Raw genomic sequence first — 18,776 nt, 5'->3', positions numbered from 1 at the left:
CCTGGCGCGTCCACCGGCGCGACGTCCGTCTGCGCCTGCATGGTGGCGCGGATGTTCGCCTCGAACCAGTTGTTGCCGATCTTGACCTGGAAGTTGCGGCCCTTGTCCAGGAACGACTCGAAGTCACCGTTGATCGCCTGCTGGATGCGGGCGGCGTCGGCGGGCTTGAGGTTCTCGATCGCGTTCGTGACGTTCTCGGCGCCACGCACGTTCGTCGGCGCGATCGTGCCCAGCGCCTTGTTGTCCTGGAAGAAGCCCGGCAGGGCCTGCGTTCCCGGCATGACCTGGCCGACGGGCTGCGGGCCCATCACGGTCATCGGGATGGCCGGGTTCGGCGTGGGAGACGGCGGTGCGGGCCGCGTCTCGACCTCGGTCTCCGGCGCCGTCCACACCGGAGCGTCCTGAGTGGACGTCTCCTGGACGGGCGGCGGCGGTGCCTGGCGGGTGTCCATCGCGTCGTCGTCGAGCGGCTGGTTCGCCGGGTCGTGCCGGGTGAACGCACTCCTGCCGTTGTCCAGCGGGCGTGCGTCGAGCTCCAGCGGAGCCGGGAACACCGGCTTCTTCCAGGCGTTCGCCTTCTTGATGTCCGCTTCGGACGACTTGGAGTTGGTCTCCGGCCGCGGCTCGAAGAACGGCTCGATGGTCACGGACCCGCTGGGGCCGTGGATCGTCAGCGGCCGGCCGATCTCGGTCGCGAGCAGCTTGGCGGCCAGTTCCTCCGCCTTGGCGAGCCTGTCGACGTCGGCCGGGTACGCCAGGGCGAACGGGTCGGCCGTGGGGTCGGTGACCGACGGCGGGCCCGGTTCGACGAGCGCGGTGACGACGTGTCCGTTGTCCAGACCGTGCTCCTGGCGGAACCTCGCGATCTCCTTGTTGATCGCGGGCGAGGAGATCGAGGCCTTCTGGACCGCACCGGCCCGCAGCTCCGTCGCCGTCTTGACCGCCGGAGCGGCCTTGCCCTTCTTCTTGCCGGAGCCGGACGCCGGGGGAGGAGTCTGGCTGGTCAGGGCGTCGTGCACGGCGTTGAACAGGCCGTCGGGCCGCGGGTCCGCGGCGATCGGCAGGATGCCGTGTTCCAGCGTGCCGAACGTGCGGGTCACGTTGCTCGTGTTGGCCGACATGGCCAGGTTGAGCATCGTGGCCATCTTCTGCTGCTTGTTGCCCGGCACGATGTGCTGGACGTCGGCCTCGGTCTTGGCCTTCTTGGCCGGGGCCTTCTCCTTCTCCTTGCCCTTCCCCTTGGCCGGCTTCTCCACCACCGGCTTCTCCGGGTAGACGGTGGTGGGGTCGACCTGCGGGTCCACGCCCATGTAGCCGTGACCGGGGATCGGCGCGGAGATCGCGCCGCCCAGGGTGTTCTTGTCCTCCCAGCCGAGGTGCAGCGCGTCGAGCTTGGACGGCTGCCAGCCGCCGGACTTGCTCGTCTCGGTGTGCACGCCGGTCTGCGGGTCGTAGCTGTACGTGTGCTGGGTGATCTGCTGGGCCTCGCGCTGCGAGTGCGGCTTGTTGCCGGGGTTCGGCGCACCGCTCGCCCTGGGCTTCTTGTCGCCGTACCCGTCGCGGGCCTTCGCGCCGGACACGTCGGCCTTGGCCGCCCGGTCCGCCTTGTTGTCCACCTTGCCGTCCGCGTCCGGCAGACCGCCGTACCCGCGGTTCGTCACCGAGGTGAGCGCGACGTGCGACTGCGGCCACTGCTTGCCCTCGGTCTTCGCGAAACCGAGCGCGAGACGGGACAGGTCCGTGCCGACCGCGCCCTTGACGAAGTCGCTGGTGAAGTTCTCGCCGCGGTAGGGGTTGCGGTTGTTCTGCATGTCGACGTCGATCGCCGACTCGATGGTGTTCTTCGCGAGCGAGCCGTTGACCACCGCCTCGACCGCCGAGTCGATCGTGGTCTGCGGAAGATCGGGGCGCTGGGCCTTGAAGGTCGCCTCGACCTCGGCCTTGAGCTGGGCGACGTCCGCCTCGGCCTTGTCGATCCCCTTCTGCAGCTCCTGCAGCGTCTTGGCCTCGCTCGGGCTCGGAGCACGGTTCTCGGCCGCGATGTCCGACTCCAGCTTGGCCTTGGCTTCGGCGAGCGACTCGCTGGGCTTCGGCGGAGTGGGCAGTTCGTTCTCGTGGAGGTCGACGATCTCCTTGCCGGCGAACTCGTTGATCGAGTCGCTGAGGTCGCCGAACTCGTTGCCGCCGTCGCTGAACTTCACCTCGGGGCCCACGACCGTCACGGCCGCGTCCATGAACAGGTTGGGCTCCGGCGAGTAGGGCAGCAGCGGCGCCGAGTCCTTCTGGCGGCTCCGCGCGTCCATGTCGTCGCTCATCGCCTGCTGGAACTTCTCGGCGAACTCCGGCTTCGCGAGGTAGTCCTGCGCGACCTTCAGCTCGGCGAGCGCCTCTTTCTTCTCGTCGGCCGTGAGCTTCGTGTCGCCCTCGATCGAGGCCTTTTCGGCGGTGATCCGCGCCTGGGTCTCCTTGATGAGCTTCGCCGGGTCACCGACGCGGTAGCCGCCCGAGTACAGCAGCGGACGGATCGGGCCCGCCTCCGAGTTCATCGACTCGGCGACGTGGTTGAAGACGTCCTTCTGGTTGCCGGTGACGAGACGCGAGCCGGTGTCGAAGTCCTGGAACGAGATGTACGGGTGGGTGCCCTTGCCGTTCATCGCGCCGATGGCGAACTGCGTGGCAGAGCTGTGCATCGTGCCGTTGCGCATCCGCCCGAACGGGAACCCGTCCTTCGGGGCGAAGGTCGACAACGGCACGAGGGCGATCGGTTCCTTCCGGTTCGCCACGTTGGTGTTCGCCTTGGCGATCTCGGCGTCGATCTTCGTGTCCGCGCCGGTCGGGCCGTTCACGCCGATCACGAACACCATGTCCTTGCCGAGCGGACCGGCGTCCTTGGTGATCGCGTCGATGACCTGGTTGATGTCGGCCTTGGGATCGTTCAGCGCGCTGTGGCTCACGATCATGTTGACCACGAACGACGGGCGCCTGCCCTCCTCGACGCTCTTGCGGAGGTCGCCGAGGTAGCTGTCCTTGGTCGGCAGCACGGGAGTGATGCCGTTGGCGAGCTTCGCGAACGCGGGGTTGTAGGAGAAGTCGACTTCGCCCAGCGAGAGCTTGCCGAGCTCGGCGGCCAGGTTGTCGACGTCCGAGTCGACTTCCATCTTGGCGCCGGCGCCGGTGTTGCTCGGACCGGCCTCGGTGTTGGTCCAGCGGTCGGCGTCCGGCTTCTTCTTGGTGGTCCGGTTGTCGGCCGGGGGGTTGCTGTCGCTCTCGGGGGAACGGTCGCGCTTCGTCGCCACCGGCCGGGTGTCGCCGTCCGGCGTGGAGTCCGGCGTCGTGCTCGGCGGCGTGATGGCCGGGCCGGACGTGTCCAGCCTGGTGTCGGGCACCATGACCTGGCTGGTGGCGGTGCGCTCGACCAGCCACAGGTGCCGCGGCCGCAGACCGGGCTCCTTGCCGTGGACGTCGGCGCCCATCATGCCGCCGTCGTCCTTGTGCACACCGGAGTTCGTGTCGTGCTGCTGGAACACGCGCGACTTGTCGCTGTACTCGTCGGGAATGCCGAGGTAGTGCAGCGTCTCGTGCGCGAGAACCTCAGGACTGGTGGTGGGGTTCCAGTGCGTCTGGTCGACGTTGGGGTTGTCCGGGTCGACCTTGATGCTGGTGTGGGCGTCGGCCTTGTTGTCGGTGAACTCCAGGTTCAGGTGGAACTGGTCACCGCTGGGGAGCCGGAAACCCTGGTTCAGCAAGGAGTTCACGCCGTTGGCGGCGTTCTCCTTCACCTGTGCGACGACGGCCGGGTCGGTCTTCGCGGCAGGGTCGATGTGCACCTTGACGGTGTACTCCTGCACGAAGTTGCCGGGCGAGGTCTCGATGCGGCGCAGGTCGTAGTTGATGAGGCCCTTGTAGGACTTCAGGTTCGACGGCGTGCTGTTGGTGCGGACGTCGTGCACGACCACGTCGACCGTCTTGACGTTCGCGTCGGCCCTGCGGTCGGCCCACGTGCTCGGGTCGGCCGGCTTGCTCGGCGCGAACCAGTCGGCGGTCTTCGCGGGGTCGTGGCGCCACGACTCGTCGGTGAGGACGTCCTTGCCCTGGTGGGACTCCGGGGTCGGCGGGGTCATCCTCGGCGGTGCGCCACCGCTCTTGACCTGCTTCGGCGTGTCGCTCTTGGCGTCCGGCGCCGGGGGAGCGGGCGGTGCCGCGGGCGGCGCGGGACGGGACGAGCTCGCCTCGGCGCCACTGCGGCTGGTCTCCGCCACGGTGGAATCCTGCGGCCGCTGGTCGACGCCGGGGGTCGTCGTGGAGGCGGACGTGGTCGTCGTGGGCGGCATCGGCGCCGGCGGCGGGGTGTTCGCCGTGGTGTTGAACGCGTCGACCTCGTTGTCCACCTTGGCCTTGGCGTCCCACCACAGCTTCTGCTTGGCGTCCGCGTCGCGCCGGGCGGCGTCGAGCCTGGTCTCCGCGTCCTTGATCGCCTGCTCCGCGGCCGTCTGCTCGTCCACGAGCTTCTGGCGCGCGTCCTGGGCAGCCGCGCGAGCGGCATCGGCGTTGGCCGCGGTCTCCTTCGGCCCCTGGAGTTCGGTGCGGGCGTCCGTGGCGGCCTGACGCTGGACGTCGAGTTCCACACGCGCGTCGGCGACCTGCTGCTGCGCGTCGGTCAGCGCGGTGTGCGCCGCGTCGGACTCCTGCGTGAGCTGGTCGATCTCGGTCTGCGGCGCACCGTTGGCCCGCGCGTCGCTGACCGCGTTGTCGGCCACCTGCGCGTCCTGGCTCAGTGACACGACCTGCGCGTTGAGGTCCTTGATCGTGGCACGGGTCTGGCCCGCGTCCCTGATCGTGTTGTCGAACGCCGTCTGGAACGGCGCGGCCGCGGCCTCGGCGTCCTTGTGCGTCTGGATCGCGGTGTTCAGCGTCGTCGACGCGGCGCCCAGCGGCTGGTCGGTCCGCGCCAGCACGGCCGCGGCCTCGTTGATCGCGTCCTGGGCGTCGTGACGGGCCTTCTCGACGTCCTTCTCCGCGGTCCGCCAGTCGTCGGCCGCCTTCTTGACGTCGGCCTGGGCGTCCTTCAACGAGTCGCCGAGCGGCTGGTTCAGCGTGGTCTCGACCTCGGCGGCGGGCATGCGCACGCCGGCCGAGCCGGGCACCGACAGGTCGACGACGGAGGTCTTGCCACCGATCGTCGCGACCACGCGGTACTCGACGTCGAACTGCACGAGACCGGTGCGGGGAGCGTCCTTGGGCTTGACGTTGCCGCCCTCGGCCTGCGCCGGACCGCCCGACACGGCGGACGAGTCCTCGTTCGCGTGCCGCAGCTCCACGCCGCCGGTACCGAAGTTGACGGTGTCGGTCGGTGCGCCCTGCTTGACCGCCGCGCTGCCCTGCGCGAGACCGACCGACACGTCGGCGGTGTCGGAGACCTTGGCCTCGCTGGAGGTCTCGGTCGTCTTCGTGGTGAGCGGGGTCTCGATCTTGACGTCGTCGCTGAGCGACCCGAGCTGCGGGTTGACCAGCTTGGCGTAGACCTTGACGTCGGCGTCCTGCCCGAACGTCAGTGCCGCTTCCTTCAGGCCGGGCACGTCGAGCGGGCCGGACAGCATCGACGGCAGGTGCGGCTGGAGGTTCTCCGGGCTGAGCGTGGAGAACAGGGCGTTGAGCGAGCCCGTTCCCTTGCCGGTCAGGCCCTTGCCCGCACCGGCGTCCGTCATCGCCTTCACCGCGGCGTCGCGCAGGTCCTTGGCGCCACGCAGGTTCTCCACCGACGCGGTCGGCGGCAGCTGCGAGGCACGGGTGTCCTGCTGGAACGCGGCCGTCGCCTCGGGAGTGCCGAACTCGCTGCCGCGCCTGCTCGACGCGGACATGTAGGGCTGCGGATTCCCGTGACCGGTGGTCGGCTGGGAGATCTTCTGGTTGTCCGCGTGCGTGCGGACCTTCATCTCCTGCGGACCGCTCTCCGCCTTCGCGACGAGCTTGTTGCCCTTCTCCACCACCAGCTCGAACTCGACCGGCACGGTGTACTGCGCCGCCGGGCCACTGGCCGTGCGGGTGCTGCTGAACGCCTCGGTGGTCGAGGTCGTCAACGAGGTGCTCTTGCTGGAACCGATGTTCGCGCCCGCCGCGACACCCGCGGTGCCCGAGACGTTCGGGTTCGCGCTGCCCGGCGAGGCCAGGCCCGGCGCCCTGATGCCCGCGCCCCAGCCGGAGCCGCGGCCCACGCCGTCGCTCTCCTTGCGGGAGCCGCCGACGTTGTGCGACATGTCCACGCCGTCGTTGACGACCTGGTCGAACTGCGGCGAGCCCGCCTTGGCGCGCAACGTGACCTGGTACGAGTCCTTGCCGAACGTACCGGGCTGGTGCACCAGCAGCGGAACGCCGCCGTCCAGGGCGCTGTCGATCATCGCCTTGACGCTGGCCGGCGAGTTGAGGTCGACGATGCGCTGCAGGTTGCTCATCGAGTCCTTGAGGACCGAGTCCGGGATCAGCGAGTCGCTGCCGAACTTCTTGGTCTTCGCGGACAGCTCGGTGGTGAGGTTGTTGACCACGCCGGAGAGGTTCGGCACCGACTCCACGTTGGACAGACCGAGCGCGCCCGGCTCGTCGGGCGCCACCGTCGCCGGCGGCGCCATCTTCGGGAAGTCCGGCTTGGGCACGGTCGACTCGACCTTGGGCAGCACGCCCATCTCGCGCGCGACGTCCTCGGACACCCGCACGAACACCGACTTCGGCATGTCCACCTTCACGCCCTCGGCGTTCGGTGTGCCTCCGTGCAGGAAGTTCCCCGCGCGGCTCTCGCCGACGATGGTGAACTCGGCGTCGATCTGGACCAGCACGGTCCGCGCGTCGCCGGGGGTGGTCCGGCCGCGGTCGACGTTGCCGGCGACCTCGTTCGACTCGGTCTTGGTGTCCGACCACGGCGTGATCTTGCCGGTCACCGCGGCACCGCCGGACCCGCTGGGGTTCGACGGCGTGCCCGCGGGCGGCGGGGTCACGTTCGGCCGCACCGGGACGTTGATACCGGCGGTGAGGTCGACGGACCGGCTGGTCGAGGACGACTCACCGGCCTTGTAGCCACCGCTGACCGAGTTGTCGGAGCCGGTGGTGTCCGAAATGGACACCAGCTTCGCCTCGCCCAGCGTCACGGACATGCCGATGGCGCCGGAACGGTCGGTGACGCGCCGGTCGTACTTCAGGCCCTGCTCCTGCACACCGGTCTCGATGAGCCGCTGCAGGTTCGCCTTGATGTTCTCCGGGGCGAACATCTTGTCGATCTGGGCACGGGACGCGGTGCCCGGCGTGGTGAGCGCCGAGTCGCCGTTGGCCGCGCGGTTGAGCGCGTCGATCGCCTGGTCCCGCAACGCGGTCGTGTTGGCGACCGCCTCGACGTTGAGGAACTCCGGCGACTTCGGCCGCGCATCCTTCGGGTTCAGCAGGTCCTTGACGGTCGGGGAGTTCTCGAGCTGCGTGGGCTTCGGGTCACCTGGCTTGAAGCCGTCGCCCGGGTCGTTCTTGAGCGTCGAACCGTCCGACACCCACAGGTTGACCTTGCCGTCGATCTTGTCGAGGCCCGCGTCGGTCTTGGCGACGGTCGTCACCTCGGGCGCCTGCTGTCCGGGCGCTCCGGGCACGACGGTGCGCACCCACGTGCGGGGCCGGGTGAAGGTCGTGATCTCGACCTCGAACTCGACGTCCTGCTGGAAGACCTGGGCGTCCGGGCTGCCGGGGTTCGACGACGTGGCACTGACCGCCGGTCCGGCCGAGGTCTTGTCCGTCCACGAGTGGTTGTAGGACACACCGGCCTGCGGCATCGGGGTGAGCGAGGCGACGCCGGTCTTCACCGGGATGTTGACCCGGCCCTGGACGCCACCGGTCCAGCCCTTGGTGGTGCTGGTGTTGGCGTCGAGCTTCGGGCCGGTCGTGGTCGAGTCGCTGACCGGGCGCGCGTCGGCCTGGCCGAGGTGCTTCGGGTTGCTGACCTTCGCCTTGACCGTGACGTTCACGTAGGTGTTCGTCGTCTTGCCGGAGTTCTTCAGCTGCACCTGGACGCCCGGACCGAGCAGGCTGTCCATGTTGGCCTTCAACGCGGCGGGGGACAGCGTCGCCGCGATCTTGCGCTGGTTCGCGAGCTGCTCCGCGACGTCGGCGAAGCCCTGACCCTTGCTGCTGCGCGGGTTCGCGTCCTTGTTGTTCCACTTCGGCAGGAACTTGTCGAAGCCGGGCAGTTCCCGCAGCGCGCTCTCGACCTGGCCCTGCACCTTGTTGGCCGGCGTGAACTCGCCGACCTTCGCGTTGCCGGCGGCGATCGTGTCGGCGACGAACGGCGGCAGGAACTTCGTGTCGGCGGTGGCCGGGTCGGTGATCGAGTTCCTGGTGCCGTCCGGCGTGGGCAGCCCCACGGCACCGGCCTCGTGCAGGCCCATGCGCATGTGGGTGGTGACTTCCATCTTCACGCTGTCACCGGACGGCGTGCGGACCTCGACCTCGGCCGTGACCTCGTACAGACCGGTCTCGTTCTTCACGCCGATGCCGGTCTTGTGGCTGCTGCTCGACCCCGCGTTCACGCCCTCCGCGGTGCGCGTGGAGTAGGTCGCGGTCGCGCCGACCGTGCCGCCGACCTGGCCGGGCACGCCGATGTTGCCGCCGAACCCGGCGGTGGCGTCGAACCCGGTCTTGGTGGACGCGGACACACTGCTGCCCCAGGCGGAGGTGTCCTTCAGGTCCAGCGCCGCCGTGTCGTGCGTGCCGACCAGCTTCGCTTCCTTCAGCGTCGCGGTCATCTGCACCGCGCCGCCCTTGCTGGCGTGCGGGCTGATCAGGTCGGGCGAGGTGACGAAGCCACCGAGCATCGACGGCAGGTTGTTGCGGATCGAGGTGGGGCTCAGGAAGTTCTGGAGCACCTCGCGGCCGGGCGAGCCGACCTTCGTGATCGACGGGTGCAGGCCTGCGGCGACCTCGGTGAACGCCTTGCCGGCGTCCTTGACGACCACGGCTTCCGGCACCGCGTTCTCGACCTTCGTGCCCCATTCCGCGTCCGCGGGCGGGGTCATGTCCGAGGTCTTGCCGGAGTCGACGATCGCGCTGAGGTCAGCGGGGATCTGCAGCGTGACGTCCGTGCCGGTGTCCAGCGTCGAGAACCGCGCCGGGTCGCCCTTCGCGTCGGTCAGGGTGATCTCGTACGAGACCGGGACGGTGACCTTCTTGGAGCCGTCGTCCGATCCCTTGATCGCGCGCTGCTCGGTGGTGCTGTTCGTGTTCGACTGCGACACCGTGGGCGTCGCGAGCGCGGCCTTGCCGCCTGCCGTGCCGTACGGGCCCATCGCGACACCGGCCGTCGCCGAACCGCCGACGTCGTTGGACGTGGCGACGGTGTTCGTCGTCGTGGTCGACACGGCGGCCTGGTAGTTCTTGTCCACCTTGGTGTCGGCGTCGGCCGCGACGTTCGTGTCGGCGTCCGCGTGCATCTCGGCGCGGATGTTCGCCTCGAACCAGGCGTTGCCGATCTTCACCTGGAAGTTGCGGCCGCCGTCGAGGAACGTCTCGAAGTCGTTCTCCAGCGCGTTCTTGATGCGCGCCTGGTCGTCCGGCTTGAGGTTCGGGATCTCGTTCACGACCGCGTCGGCGCCACGCACGTCGGTCGGCGTGATCGAACCGAGCGCCTTGTTGTCCTGGAAGAAGCTCGGCAGGTTCGTGTCCGGGACCTGGCCGACGGGCTGCGGCGCCATGGTGGTCATCGGGATGACCGGGTTCGGCGTCGGCCTCGGCGGCGCGGGACGGGTCTCGACCTCGGTGTCCGCGTCGGGGGCCGACCGCGTGTCCGTGCCGGGCGCGGGCGGAGCGGGGCGCGTGTCCGCGTCGGGCGCGGGCGGAGCGGGGCGCGTGTCCGCGTCCGCGTCCCTCCGCGCTTCCTGGACCTCCTGCGTGAAGTCCCGGAGTGCCTCGAGGTGGCCGGTGTTGTGGCCACCCGCCTGCGCGTCCTGGATCTGCTGGTCGAGGTGGGTCTGCACGGCCGCGATGTCGGCGTCGCTGAGCTGGCGCCAGCCGTAGGAGTTCGGATCGGCGGGCTGCTGGAGCGCGTAGGTGGTGAGCGCCGCGTCGCGGTTGTTCGTGAACTGGTCGACCCGGTTCTGGGCGCGCTGGATGTCGCGGTTCGCCTGCTCCTGGCGCGCCGCCTTCTCGTCGAGCATGTCCTGGGTCTTGAGGGCGTCGGGCACCAGGTCGGCGGCGTTCCACCGGTTGTTGGCGGCCTCGACCCTGGCGAGACCGTCCCGCGCGGACTGGGTCTGCCGGTCGTAGATCTCGGGACCGCCGATGGCCCGGTAGTTGGTGTCGATCTGGCTCTGGATCGCGGCCGCGCGCTCCGGGTTGCTGCTGTACGCCGGGTTCTGCTGCATGTCGCGCAGTGCCGCGGAGTCCAGGCCGTAGAGCGACGCCTCGAAGGACCGCTGTGGCGTGCCCTCCTGGATGGGGCCGAAACCGCCGGGGACGACGAGGTCCACGTCCGGGTTCGCGGGCCGTGTCGACGGGTCCTGCATGAACGGCTGCGGCCGCGGGCGGGGCTCGGCCGCCGGTGCGGGGTTCTCGTTGACCGGGGCGCGGTCCTGGACGTCGTTGTCGGACTGGACCGACGCCGAGTCGTCCGTGTGGATCGACGGCGCGTCGTTCTGGCCGGCGGCGGGGTCGTTCGTCTGGATCGGGCCGCCCTGGTCACCGATCCGGAGGTCCTTGAGCGTGTCTGCCAGCCGGTCCAGGTCCGGGGTGGGCTGGCCGGTGGCCCGTGCGTCGTTGATGAGGCCTTCGACGTGGGTCTCGAGGTCCGCGACGTCCTGTGGCGTCACCGACTGCCATCCGGGGGCGTTCGGGTCGGCAGGCAGGTTCAGCGCGTACGTGGTGAGCGCGTCGTTGCGGTCGAACTGGAGCCTGTTGATCTCGTTGTTGAGCTCCATCTCGCGCAGCCTGAGGTTCTGCTGCTCCGCCTGGCGCTGGGCCTGGTCGGTGCGCATCAGCTCGGTCTTCCACGCGTCCGGCAACGCGTCCTTGATGTTCTTCAGGTCGTTGACCTGGTTGCGCGTGTTCTTGATGTCGCCCTGGAGGTCCTGCAGGTGCTGCGCGATGCCGCCCGGCTTCTGCGCGGCCTCCTGGTTGCGGGACATCTGGTCGATCTCGAACGTGCGGTCGGGGTTGCCCTGGTACTGCGTCTTCAGGTCGTCGAGCTCGGCGGAGGACTTGCCGAACAGCGAGGCCTTGAACGCGGCGTGCTCCTGCCTCGCCTGCGCCTGGGCGCGGTCCCGGGCCTGCTGCTCCTGCGCCTCGCGGCGTTCCTGAGCCTCCCGGGCCTCCTGCGCCTGGGCCGCCCTCTCCGCGTCGCGCTCAGCGGTCCTGGCGGCGTTCTCCCTGTTGGTCTCCTGGAGCCGGTCCAACCGCTGGTTGATGTCGTGCATGTTCAGGGCCTTGTCGACCCTGTTGCTGTACTCGGGGTTGTTCGCGAACGACAGCTGGTGCTCGGACTGCTTCAGCACCGCCTCGGCTTCGGCGATCTTCGCGTCGACCTCGGCGGTGCTGTGGTTCGTGCCGTCGCCGAACCACCGGTTCATGAAGCCGTTGAAACCGGTGTAGTCCTCCTTGGTCTCGCGGAACTCCTGCAACAGCCCGCTGGCCTTGTCCACCTGAGCGGTCAGGCCGTCCACGCCGTGCCGGCTGATCTGGGCCATCGCGGCGCGCGCGTCCGGCTCGTTGCGCACCCGCTCCTGCAGGGCCTTCAGCTCCGTGGTGTCGAACCCGGCGTTCTCCGCCGCCGCGATCTCCTGGGTCAGGTGGGCGTCGAGCTGGGTGAGCGCCTGCGGGCCGACGTTCGCGAGCTTGTCCGCCTTCGGGCCCGCGACGAAGTTGTCGACGGCGTGGGTCAGGCCCACCCTGGCACCGGCGTCCTGGATGGTGTTGATCTGGTTGTTGACGTTGTTGAGGAGATCGGTGTCCCGCGCGATGTCCTGCTGGATCTGGGCCTGGTTCGCCTTGTCCTGCTTCGTCTGGAGCGCCTCGGGCTTCCAGGTCGACTTGGACTTCGAGTCGTCGATCCGGTTCTCGAGCTTCGCCTGCTGGTTCAGCAGGTCGTTCATGAAGACCTGCGGACCACCGGGGTGCGCGGACGCGCGCTTGATCAGCTGCGTCTGCTGCGCCGCGGTGATCAGGGCGTCGTTCTGACCGCCCTTGCGCAGGTCGGCGATGGTCTGGTTGATCTCGGCGGAGGACTTGGCCCCGAGCCAGGCCTCCATGCCGGCGCGCACGTCCTGGGGCGACGGGGTGCCGAGCGCGCCGAACGTGCCGTTCTGCGAGCTGACCGTCACCTGCGGCGCGCCCGCCGGGCCGTGGACGGTCTGCACGCCGTTGTTGTCCACGACGACCTGCACGCCCAGCGACTGCGCGATCGTGTCGGGCAGGTGGCTGCCGACCTGGGAATCAGCCCACGCCGGCGTCTGCAGACCCTTGGTGACCAGGTCGGCCGACGTCGGCATCGCGCCGTTCTCTTTGACCTGCTGCGCGACGTGGTTGACCACGTCGGCGTCGCCCGGCTTCATGCCGTCGGTGCTCACGACGTCCCAGCGCCTCGACGACCCGTTCGCGAGGTCGTTCGCGAGGTTCGCCCGCCACTGGTCCACCTTGGCGTCGGCGGTGAGGCCGGGCACGTTCGGTTCCAGGTCGGGGTGGAACTTCGCCAGCGTGTCGGGATCGACCTGGCTCGCGACCCAGCTCGACAGGCCGTTCGGCGTGAGACCGGGGTGGTTGTGGTTCTGCGGGTTCTGCTGGACGTCGTTCAGGACGGTGTCCACAGTGGACTTGACGTCGTTGGAGCCGACCAGCGGCGACGAGTTCGGGACCGGCACGCCCTGGAACGCGGCGCTGCGCAGCACCGACTCGACCAGGCCGACCTTGTCCAGGTTCGGCGAGTGCGTCTGGTTGGGCCGCACGTCGGCGTCCACATCGGCGTCGGCGTCGAAGCCGCCGGGGAAGCTGCCGGGCATGGTCGACGAAGGCATGGGCCTCGTCTGCACGTCGGTGTCCGGGGTCGGGGTGGTGCTGTCGGTGTCCGGTGTGGACGGTGCGGGGGCGCTGTCCGTGGCGGGCTTGGGAGTCCAGTCCGCGGGCGGCGGCACGGTGGCCGGGCCGGCCGGGTTGATCGTGGTGTCGGGCACCGCGACCTGGCTGTTGGCGGTGTTCTCGATCAGCCACAGGTGACGCGGCCGGATGCCGGGGTCGTCCAGGTGGACGTCGGCGCCCATCATGCCGCCGTCGTTCTGGTGCACGCCGGAGTTGGTGTCGTGCTGCTGGAAGACCCGGGTCGTGTCCTTGTACTCGTCCGGGATTCCCAGGTAGTGCAGGGTTTCGTGCGCCAGGACCTCGGGGCTGGTGTCGGTGCCCCAGTGGGTCTGGTCCGGGTTGGTGGTCTTGTCGTCGACCTTGATGCTGGTGTGCGCGTCGGCCTTGTTGTCGGTGAACTCGAGGTTCAGGTGGAACTGGTCACCGCTGGGCAGCCGGTGGCCCTGGTTCAGCATGGAGTTCACGCCGTTGGTGGCGTTCTCCTTGACCTGCGCGACGGCCTCCGGGGTCATGTTCGCCGCAGGGTCGATGTGCACCTTGACGGTGTACTCCTGCACGAAGTTGCCGGGGCTCGTCTCGATGCGCCGCAGGTCGTAGTTGATGAGTCCCTGGTAGGACTTGATGTTCGACGGCGTGCTGTCCGTGCGGACGTCGTGCACGGTCTGGTTGACGGTCCGCACGTCGGTGTCGTTGCGGCGGTCCGCCCACGTGCTGCGGTCGGCCGGGTTGCTCGGGTTCGACCACTCCGCGGTCTTGGCGGGGTCGTGCCGCCACGACTGGTCGGTGAGGACTTCCTTGCCCTTGTGCGACTCCGGGGTCGGCGGCGTCATCGCCGGCGGCGCACCGACCTTCGGCACGTCCTTCCGGGTGCCGTCGGGGTTCAGGTTCGAGGCCGGAGCGGGCGGTGCCGGGGGAGCGGGCGGTGCCGGCGGGGCCGACGCTGGCGGCGGGGTCGCCGGGGCGTCCCTGGTCGGCGTCGGACGGTTGTCAGCCGGGCTGTTCTGCGCGGACTTGTTGTCCGTGCTGGTGTTCGCGGCCGTGTCGGTGTCGGTCTGCGACTGGACGTCGGCGTTGCCGGGCCCGGGGGGCGCGGAACGGGTCTGGTCGCCGTTCTTGGGGTCGCTGCCCTTGGAGTCGCCGTCCCGGGTGTCGCTGTCGCTGTCCCTGGAACCGCCGCCCTTGGCGTCGCCGTCCTTCGGGCCGCCGTCCTTCGAGTTGTCCTTGCCGCTGTCCTTGCCGTTGTCCGTGTCGGGGCTGTCGTCGTTGTCGGGGCCGTTCCCGTTGCCGTTGTCGACGGTGTCCGGCTTCGGCTGGGGGTTGTTCTCCGCGACGGCGTCCTTCAGCACGTCCCACGCCGGCGTGACGCCGGGTTCGACGTCGTGGTCCCTGTGGGGCCGGTCCTGCTGGAACGTGTCCGGGTTCTGGTCGAGGATCTTGTACGACCCGTGCTCGGCGAAGTCGTCGAAGGCCTCGTTGCGGAACGCGTCGCCCAGCGGGTGCCTGAACTCGATCTCGTGCGTCTCGATGCCGTTCCTGAAGTCCTGACGGGCATCCGCGCGGCCGGTGCCGTCGATGTACTGCTCGTAGAGGCCCTGGAACCTCGATCCCGGCTGCGCGGCGGCGTTGATCGTGTTGTTGATGTCGTTGCGGTTCGTCGCCTCGTGGATCGCGAACGCCTGCACGCGGGCGTCCGACCCGTTGTTGTTCATGTGCTGCTGCAGCTGGTGCTGCGCGGACACCAGGGACAGACCGCCCTGCGTGTAGTCGATCAGCAGCACGTTCTTGCCCGGCGGCAGGTCGCCCAGGAACTCGTCGAAGTGCTGGTCGAGCATGTCCTGCTGCTGATCGGTCATCGGCTCGGTCTTGGGCTTGCCGTCGGGACCGTTGTACGCCGGGGCGAGGATCGAGTTCGGGTCGGCGGGCAGCGGCCGGAAGTTCGACAGCGGGATGGACACCGCGTCGTGCCCCTGGTTCTGCAGCGCGGCGACCACGGCGGCGGGACTGCGGCCCAGGCCGACGTAGTTGAACTGCTCCGGCGGGTACTTGGTCGTGATGTCGGTGGCGAGGTCGTTCACCGCGTTCAGCACGTTCTGCTGTGCCTGGATGTTCTGCTGGGCCGCGACGCCCTGCATCTCACTGCGGAAGTCCGCGGCGTTGTCGATGCCGTACACCTCGGGCTTGCGGTTGCCGCCGCCCAGGCCCGCGTCGTAGAGAAGCGGGTGCATCGCCGCTTCGACACTGGTGCGCGGCGGCACGGTGACCCCGTTGTCCGCCAGCCACTGCTTGGCCATGTACGGCGTCAGGCCGACGGTGGTGTTCTCGTCGACCCTGATGGCGACGAACGGCGACGGCGGGTTCGGACCGTGCTCGAGGTTGCCGTCGTTGTCCGGGTTCGGCCAGTAGCCCGAGTCGTTCTTCGGGTCCGTGGCCCGGTAGCTCTCCACCCGCTGCTCGGCCGTCGGCTCGAGTGCGTCCTCGTACACCGAGTCGGTGTCCGTGTTGGTGCCGGTCTGAGCCTGGTTCGGTGCCGGCACGACGACCGGCGCCACGACGAAAGCCGGAGCGGGGTTGGGGTTCGCGGTGGTGTTGGGGTTCGGCGCCGCGCCGGTGGGAGGCTGGGGCGCCGGCCGCGTCTTGACGCTCGAGTCGCCGGGGTTGGGCGTGGTGGTGGGCGGGATGTCGGTGTTGGGCGCCGGGGTGTTGACCGGCGGTGCCGGCCGCGTCTGTGCGGGCGGCGGCACGTTCGTGTCCGGGGTGGGCTTCGGCCCGGCCGGGGGAGCGTTGGTCTCGGGCTTCGGCGTGTTCGCCGCGGGAACGGCGGTGTCCGGCTTCGGCGACGGGGTGTTCGCGGGCGGGATGTTCGTTGCAGGGGCGGGCGACGGCGTGTTCGCCGGTGGGGCGTTCGTTGCCGGGGCGGGCGACGGCGTGTTCGCCGGTGGGGCGTTCGTTGCCGGAGCGGGCGGCGGCGTGTTCGCGGGCGGGACGTTCGTCTCGGGCCGCGGCGACGGCGTGGTGGCCGGGGGAACGTTGGTGTTCGGAGCCGGGTTCGGCGCGGCGGCCGGCGGGACGTTGGTCTCGGGCCTGGGGGCGGGGTTCGGGTTCGGCGAGGTGTTCGCCGGGGGCACGGTGGTGTTCGGTGCCGGGCTCGGCGTGTTGACCGACGGCGCGTTCGTCGCGGGGTTGGGTGCGGGCGTGTTGACGTTCGGCGCGGGCGACGGCGTGCTGACCGGCGGCACGTTCGCGGCCGGTGCCGGCCGCGTCTGCACGGGCGGTGCGTCGGATCGCGGCGGCTGCGCCGACGGCGTCGTGTCCGAACGCGGCGGCGGCGTGTTCGCCGGCGGGACGTTCGTCGAAGGCGCGTTCGTCGCGGGATTCGTCGCGGGCGTGTTGACGTTCGGGCTCGGCGTGTTGACGTTCGGCGTGGGCGAGGGCGTGTTGACCGGCGGCACGTTCGCGGCCGGCGCCGGACGCGTCTGCGCGGGCGGTGCGTCGGCACGCGGCGGCTGGGCCGACGGCGTCGTGTCCGTGCGCGGGGAAGGCGCGTTCGTGTTCGGTGCGTTCGTGTTCGGCGCGGGCGACGACACCGGCGGCGCGACGGGAGCGGGCCGGGATTGCGCGGGCGGCGGGACGTTCGTGTTCGGCGGGACGTTCGTGTTCGGTGCGGGCGCCGGCGAAGAGACCGGTGGCGTGCCAGGGCGGTTCTGTGCGGGCGGTGCGGTGTTCGGCGAGGTCGCCGGAGGCGCGGTGGCCGCGGGCGGGGACAGCGGCGTCGGCTTCGGGGCCGGGGGCGGCGTGGAGGGGGAGGACTGCGGCGGGGCCTTGGTGATGGTGCTGTCGGGTGAGGGGGGCTTGGGTGCGTCGAACACGCCCTTCGCGCCGCCGCCGGCGGGAGTGAACTTGCTGCCGCCGCGCTCGCCGCCGGTCGCACCGGGGTTCGCGCCGCCGCCGGGTGCCATGGGCGGGGCCATGGGAGGAGCGGCTGCGGCGGAAGGCGTCGCGCCGGGCGGCACTACGCCGCGCGGGCCCGCGCTCTGGGGCGGGGTGGCGACAGCGCTCTGCGAACCGGGCGTCGTCGGGCCGCCTGGGTTGCCGGGGCCGTTGTAGCCGGGCGCCGTCGGAGTGAAGGGAGCGGGGCCCTTGGCACCGCCGCCGGGCGCCGGGGAACCGGGAGTCGCGCCACCGGCGGGCGGCGTCGCGCCACCCGTGGGCGGAGTGCCGCCGACGCCCGGCTTCGGGGCCGGGGGCGGCGTGGAAGGCGACGACTGCGGTGGGGCCTTGGTGATGGTGCTGTCGGGTGAGGGGGGCTTGGGCGCGTCGAACACGCCCTTCGCGCCGCCGCCGGCGGGAGTGAACTTGCTGCCGCCGCGCTCGCCGCCGGTCGCGCCACCGGGGTTCGCGCCGCCCATCGGCGGGGCCATCGGGGGCGCCGCGGGAGGCGTCGCACCGCCGCGCGAAGGCGACGTCACCGCGTTCTGCGGGCCGGGAGCGGACGTGGCGGGCTTGGTGCCGGCCGCGCCTCCGGGAGTGTTGGGGCCGTTGTAGCCGGGCGCGGTCGGCGTGAAGGACGCGGGGCCCTTGCCGCCACCACCGGGCGCGGCGGGCGAACCGGGCGACGCACCGCCGCCCTTGCCGCCGGCGTTGGTGCCGTCGGGGCCCTTGTAGCCGGGCGCCGTCGGGGTGAAGGCCGCGGGGCCCTTGGCACCGCCGCCGGTCGTGCCGCCCTTGCCACCGGCGGCGGTGGCCCCGCCGGGCGGGGTGTAGCCGGGAGCGGTCGGGGTGAAGGCTGCGGGGCTCTTGACGCCGCCGGTCGCGCCGCCCTTGCCGCCGCTGGTGTTGGTGCCGCCGGGCGGGGTGTAGCCGGGCGCGGTCGGCGTGAAGGGCGCGGGGCCCTTGGCGCCGCCACCGGGCGTGGCACCGGCACCGCCCTTGATGTTCGGCGTCGCGCCGACCGAAGGCCCGCCGGGGGTCTTGACGCCGGACGTGCTGCCCTTGCCGCCGGCACCGCTGGGCGGGGTGTAGCCGGGCGCGGTCGGGGTGAAGGGTGCGGGGCCCTTGGCGCCGCCGGGCGTGGCGCCGGTGCCGCCCTTGATGTTCGGAGCCGCGCTCGCCGCGGCACCACCGGCGGTGTTCACGCCGGACGTCGTGGCGCCCGTGCCGCCCTTGATGTTCGGCGCGGCCGCGGACGGGCCGCCGCCAGGTCCCTTGACGCCGGACGTCGTGTTGCTGCCGCCGCCCTTGATCGGCTGCGGTCCGTTGGCGGTGGGGCCGCCCGGCGTGAAGTTGCCCGAGGTGTTGCGCCCGCCGCCGTTGATCCCCTGCGGGCCGTTGGCCGTGGGACCGCCAGGAGTGAAGTTGCCCGACGTGTTGTTGCCGCCGCCGCGCACGTTCTTCGCGTCGGTGCTCGGGTCGATCGACTTGATGTTGGTCTGGTTGGTCTGATCGACCTGCTGCGACGTCTGAAGCGTTGCCTTCAGGTTCGACTGGACCTCGGTGAACGCCTTGGCTCCCCGGTCGGCCTGGGAGACGGCGTTGTCGTTCGACGCGTTGAGCGCCGGCACCGCGAACAGGCCGATGGGGCCGAGCGCGTTGCCGCTGAAGTTCAGGCCGCGCAGGCCGGACGAGATGCTCGACAGCCGGGACCCCAGGTCACCCGCCTTGCCCTGCAACCCCTGCATCGAGGAGTCGTTCAT

1 protein-coding gene (only partly in view) is annotated in these 18,776 nt (G+C 70.6%); it reads right to left on the bottom strand.

The window, feature by feature from the left end:
- Positions 1 to 18,776 carry the 5' portion of a hypothetical protein gene (locus tag BM417_RS08635; protein ID WP_093589710.1) on the bottom strand. It extends 9,892 nt beyond the left edge of the window, so 18,776 of the gene's 28,668 nt are visible here — the first part of the coding sequence; its start codon is at positions 18,774 to 18,776; its stop codon lies beyond the left edge, outside the window.

Origin of the sequence: Lentzea waywayandensis (assembly GCF_900115955.1) — a bacterium.
GTDB lineage: Bacteria > Actinomycetota > Actinomycetes > Mycobacteriales > Pseudonocardiaceae > Lentzea > Lentzea waywayandensis.
The sequence above is the reverse complement of the archived record's forward strand: the minus strand, read 5'-3'. Positions and strand labels throughout refer to the sequence as shown.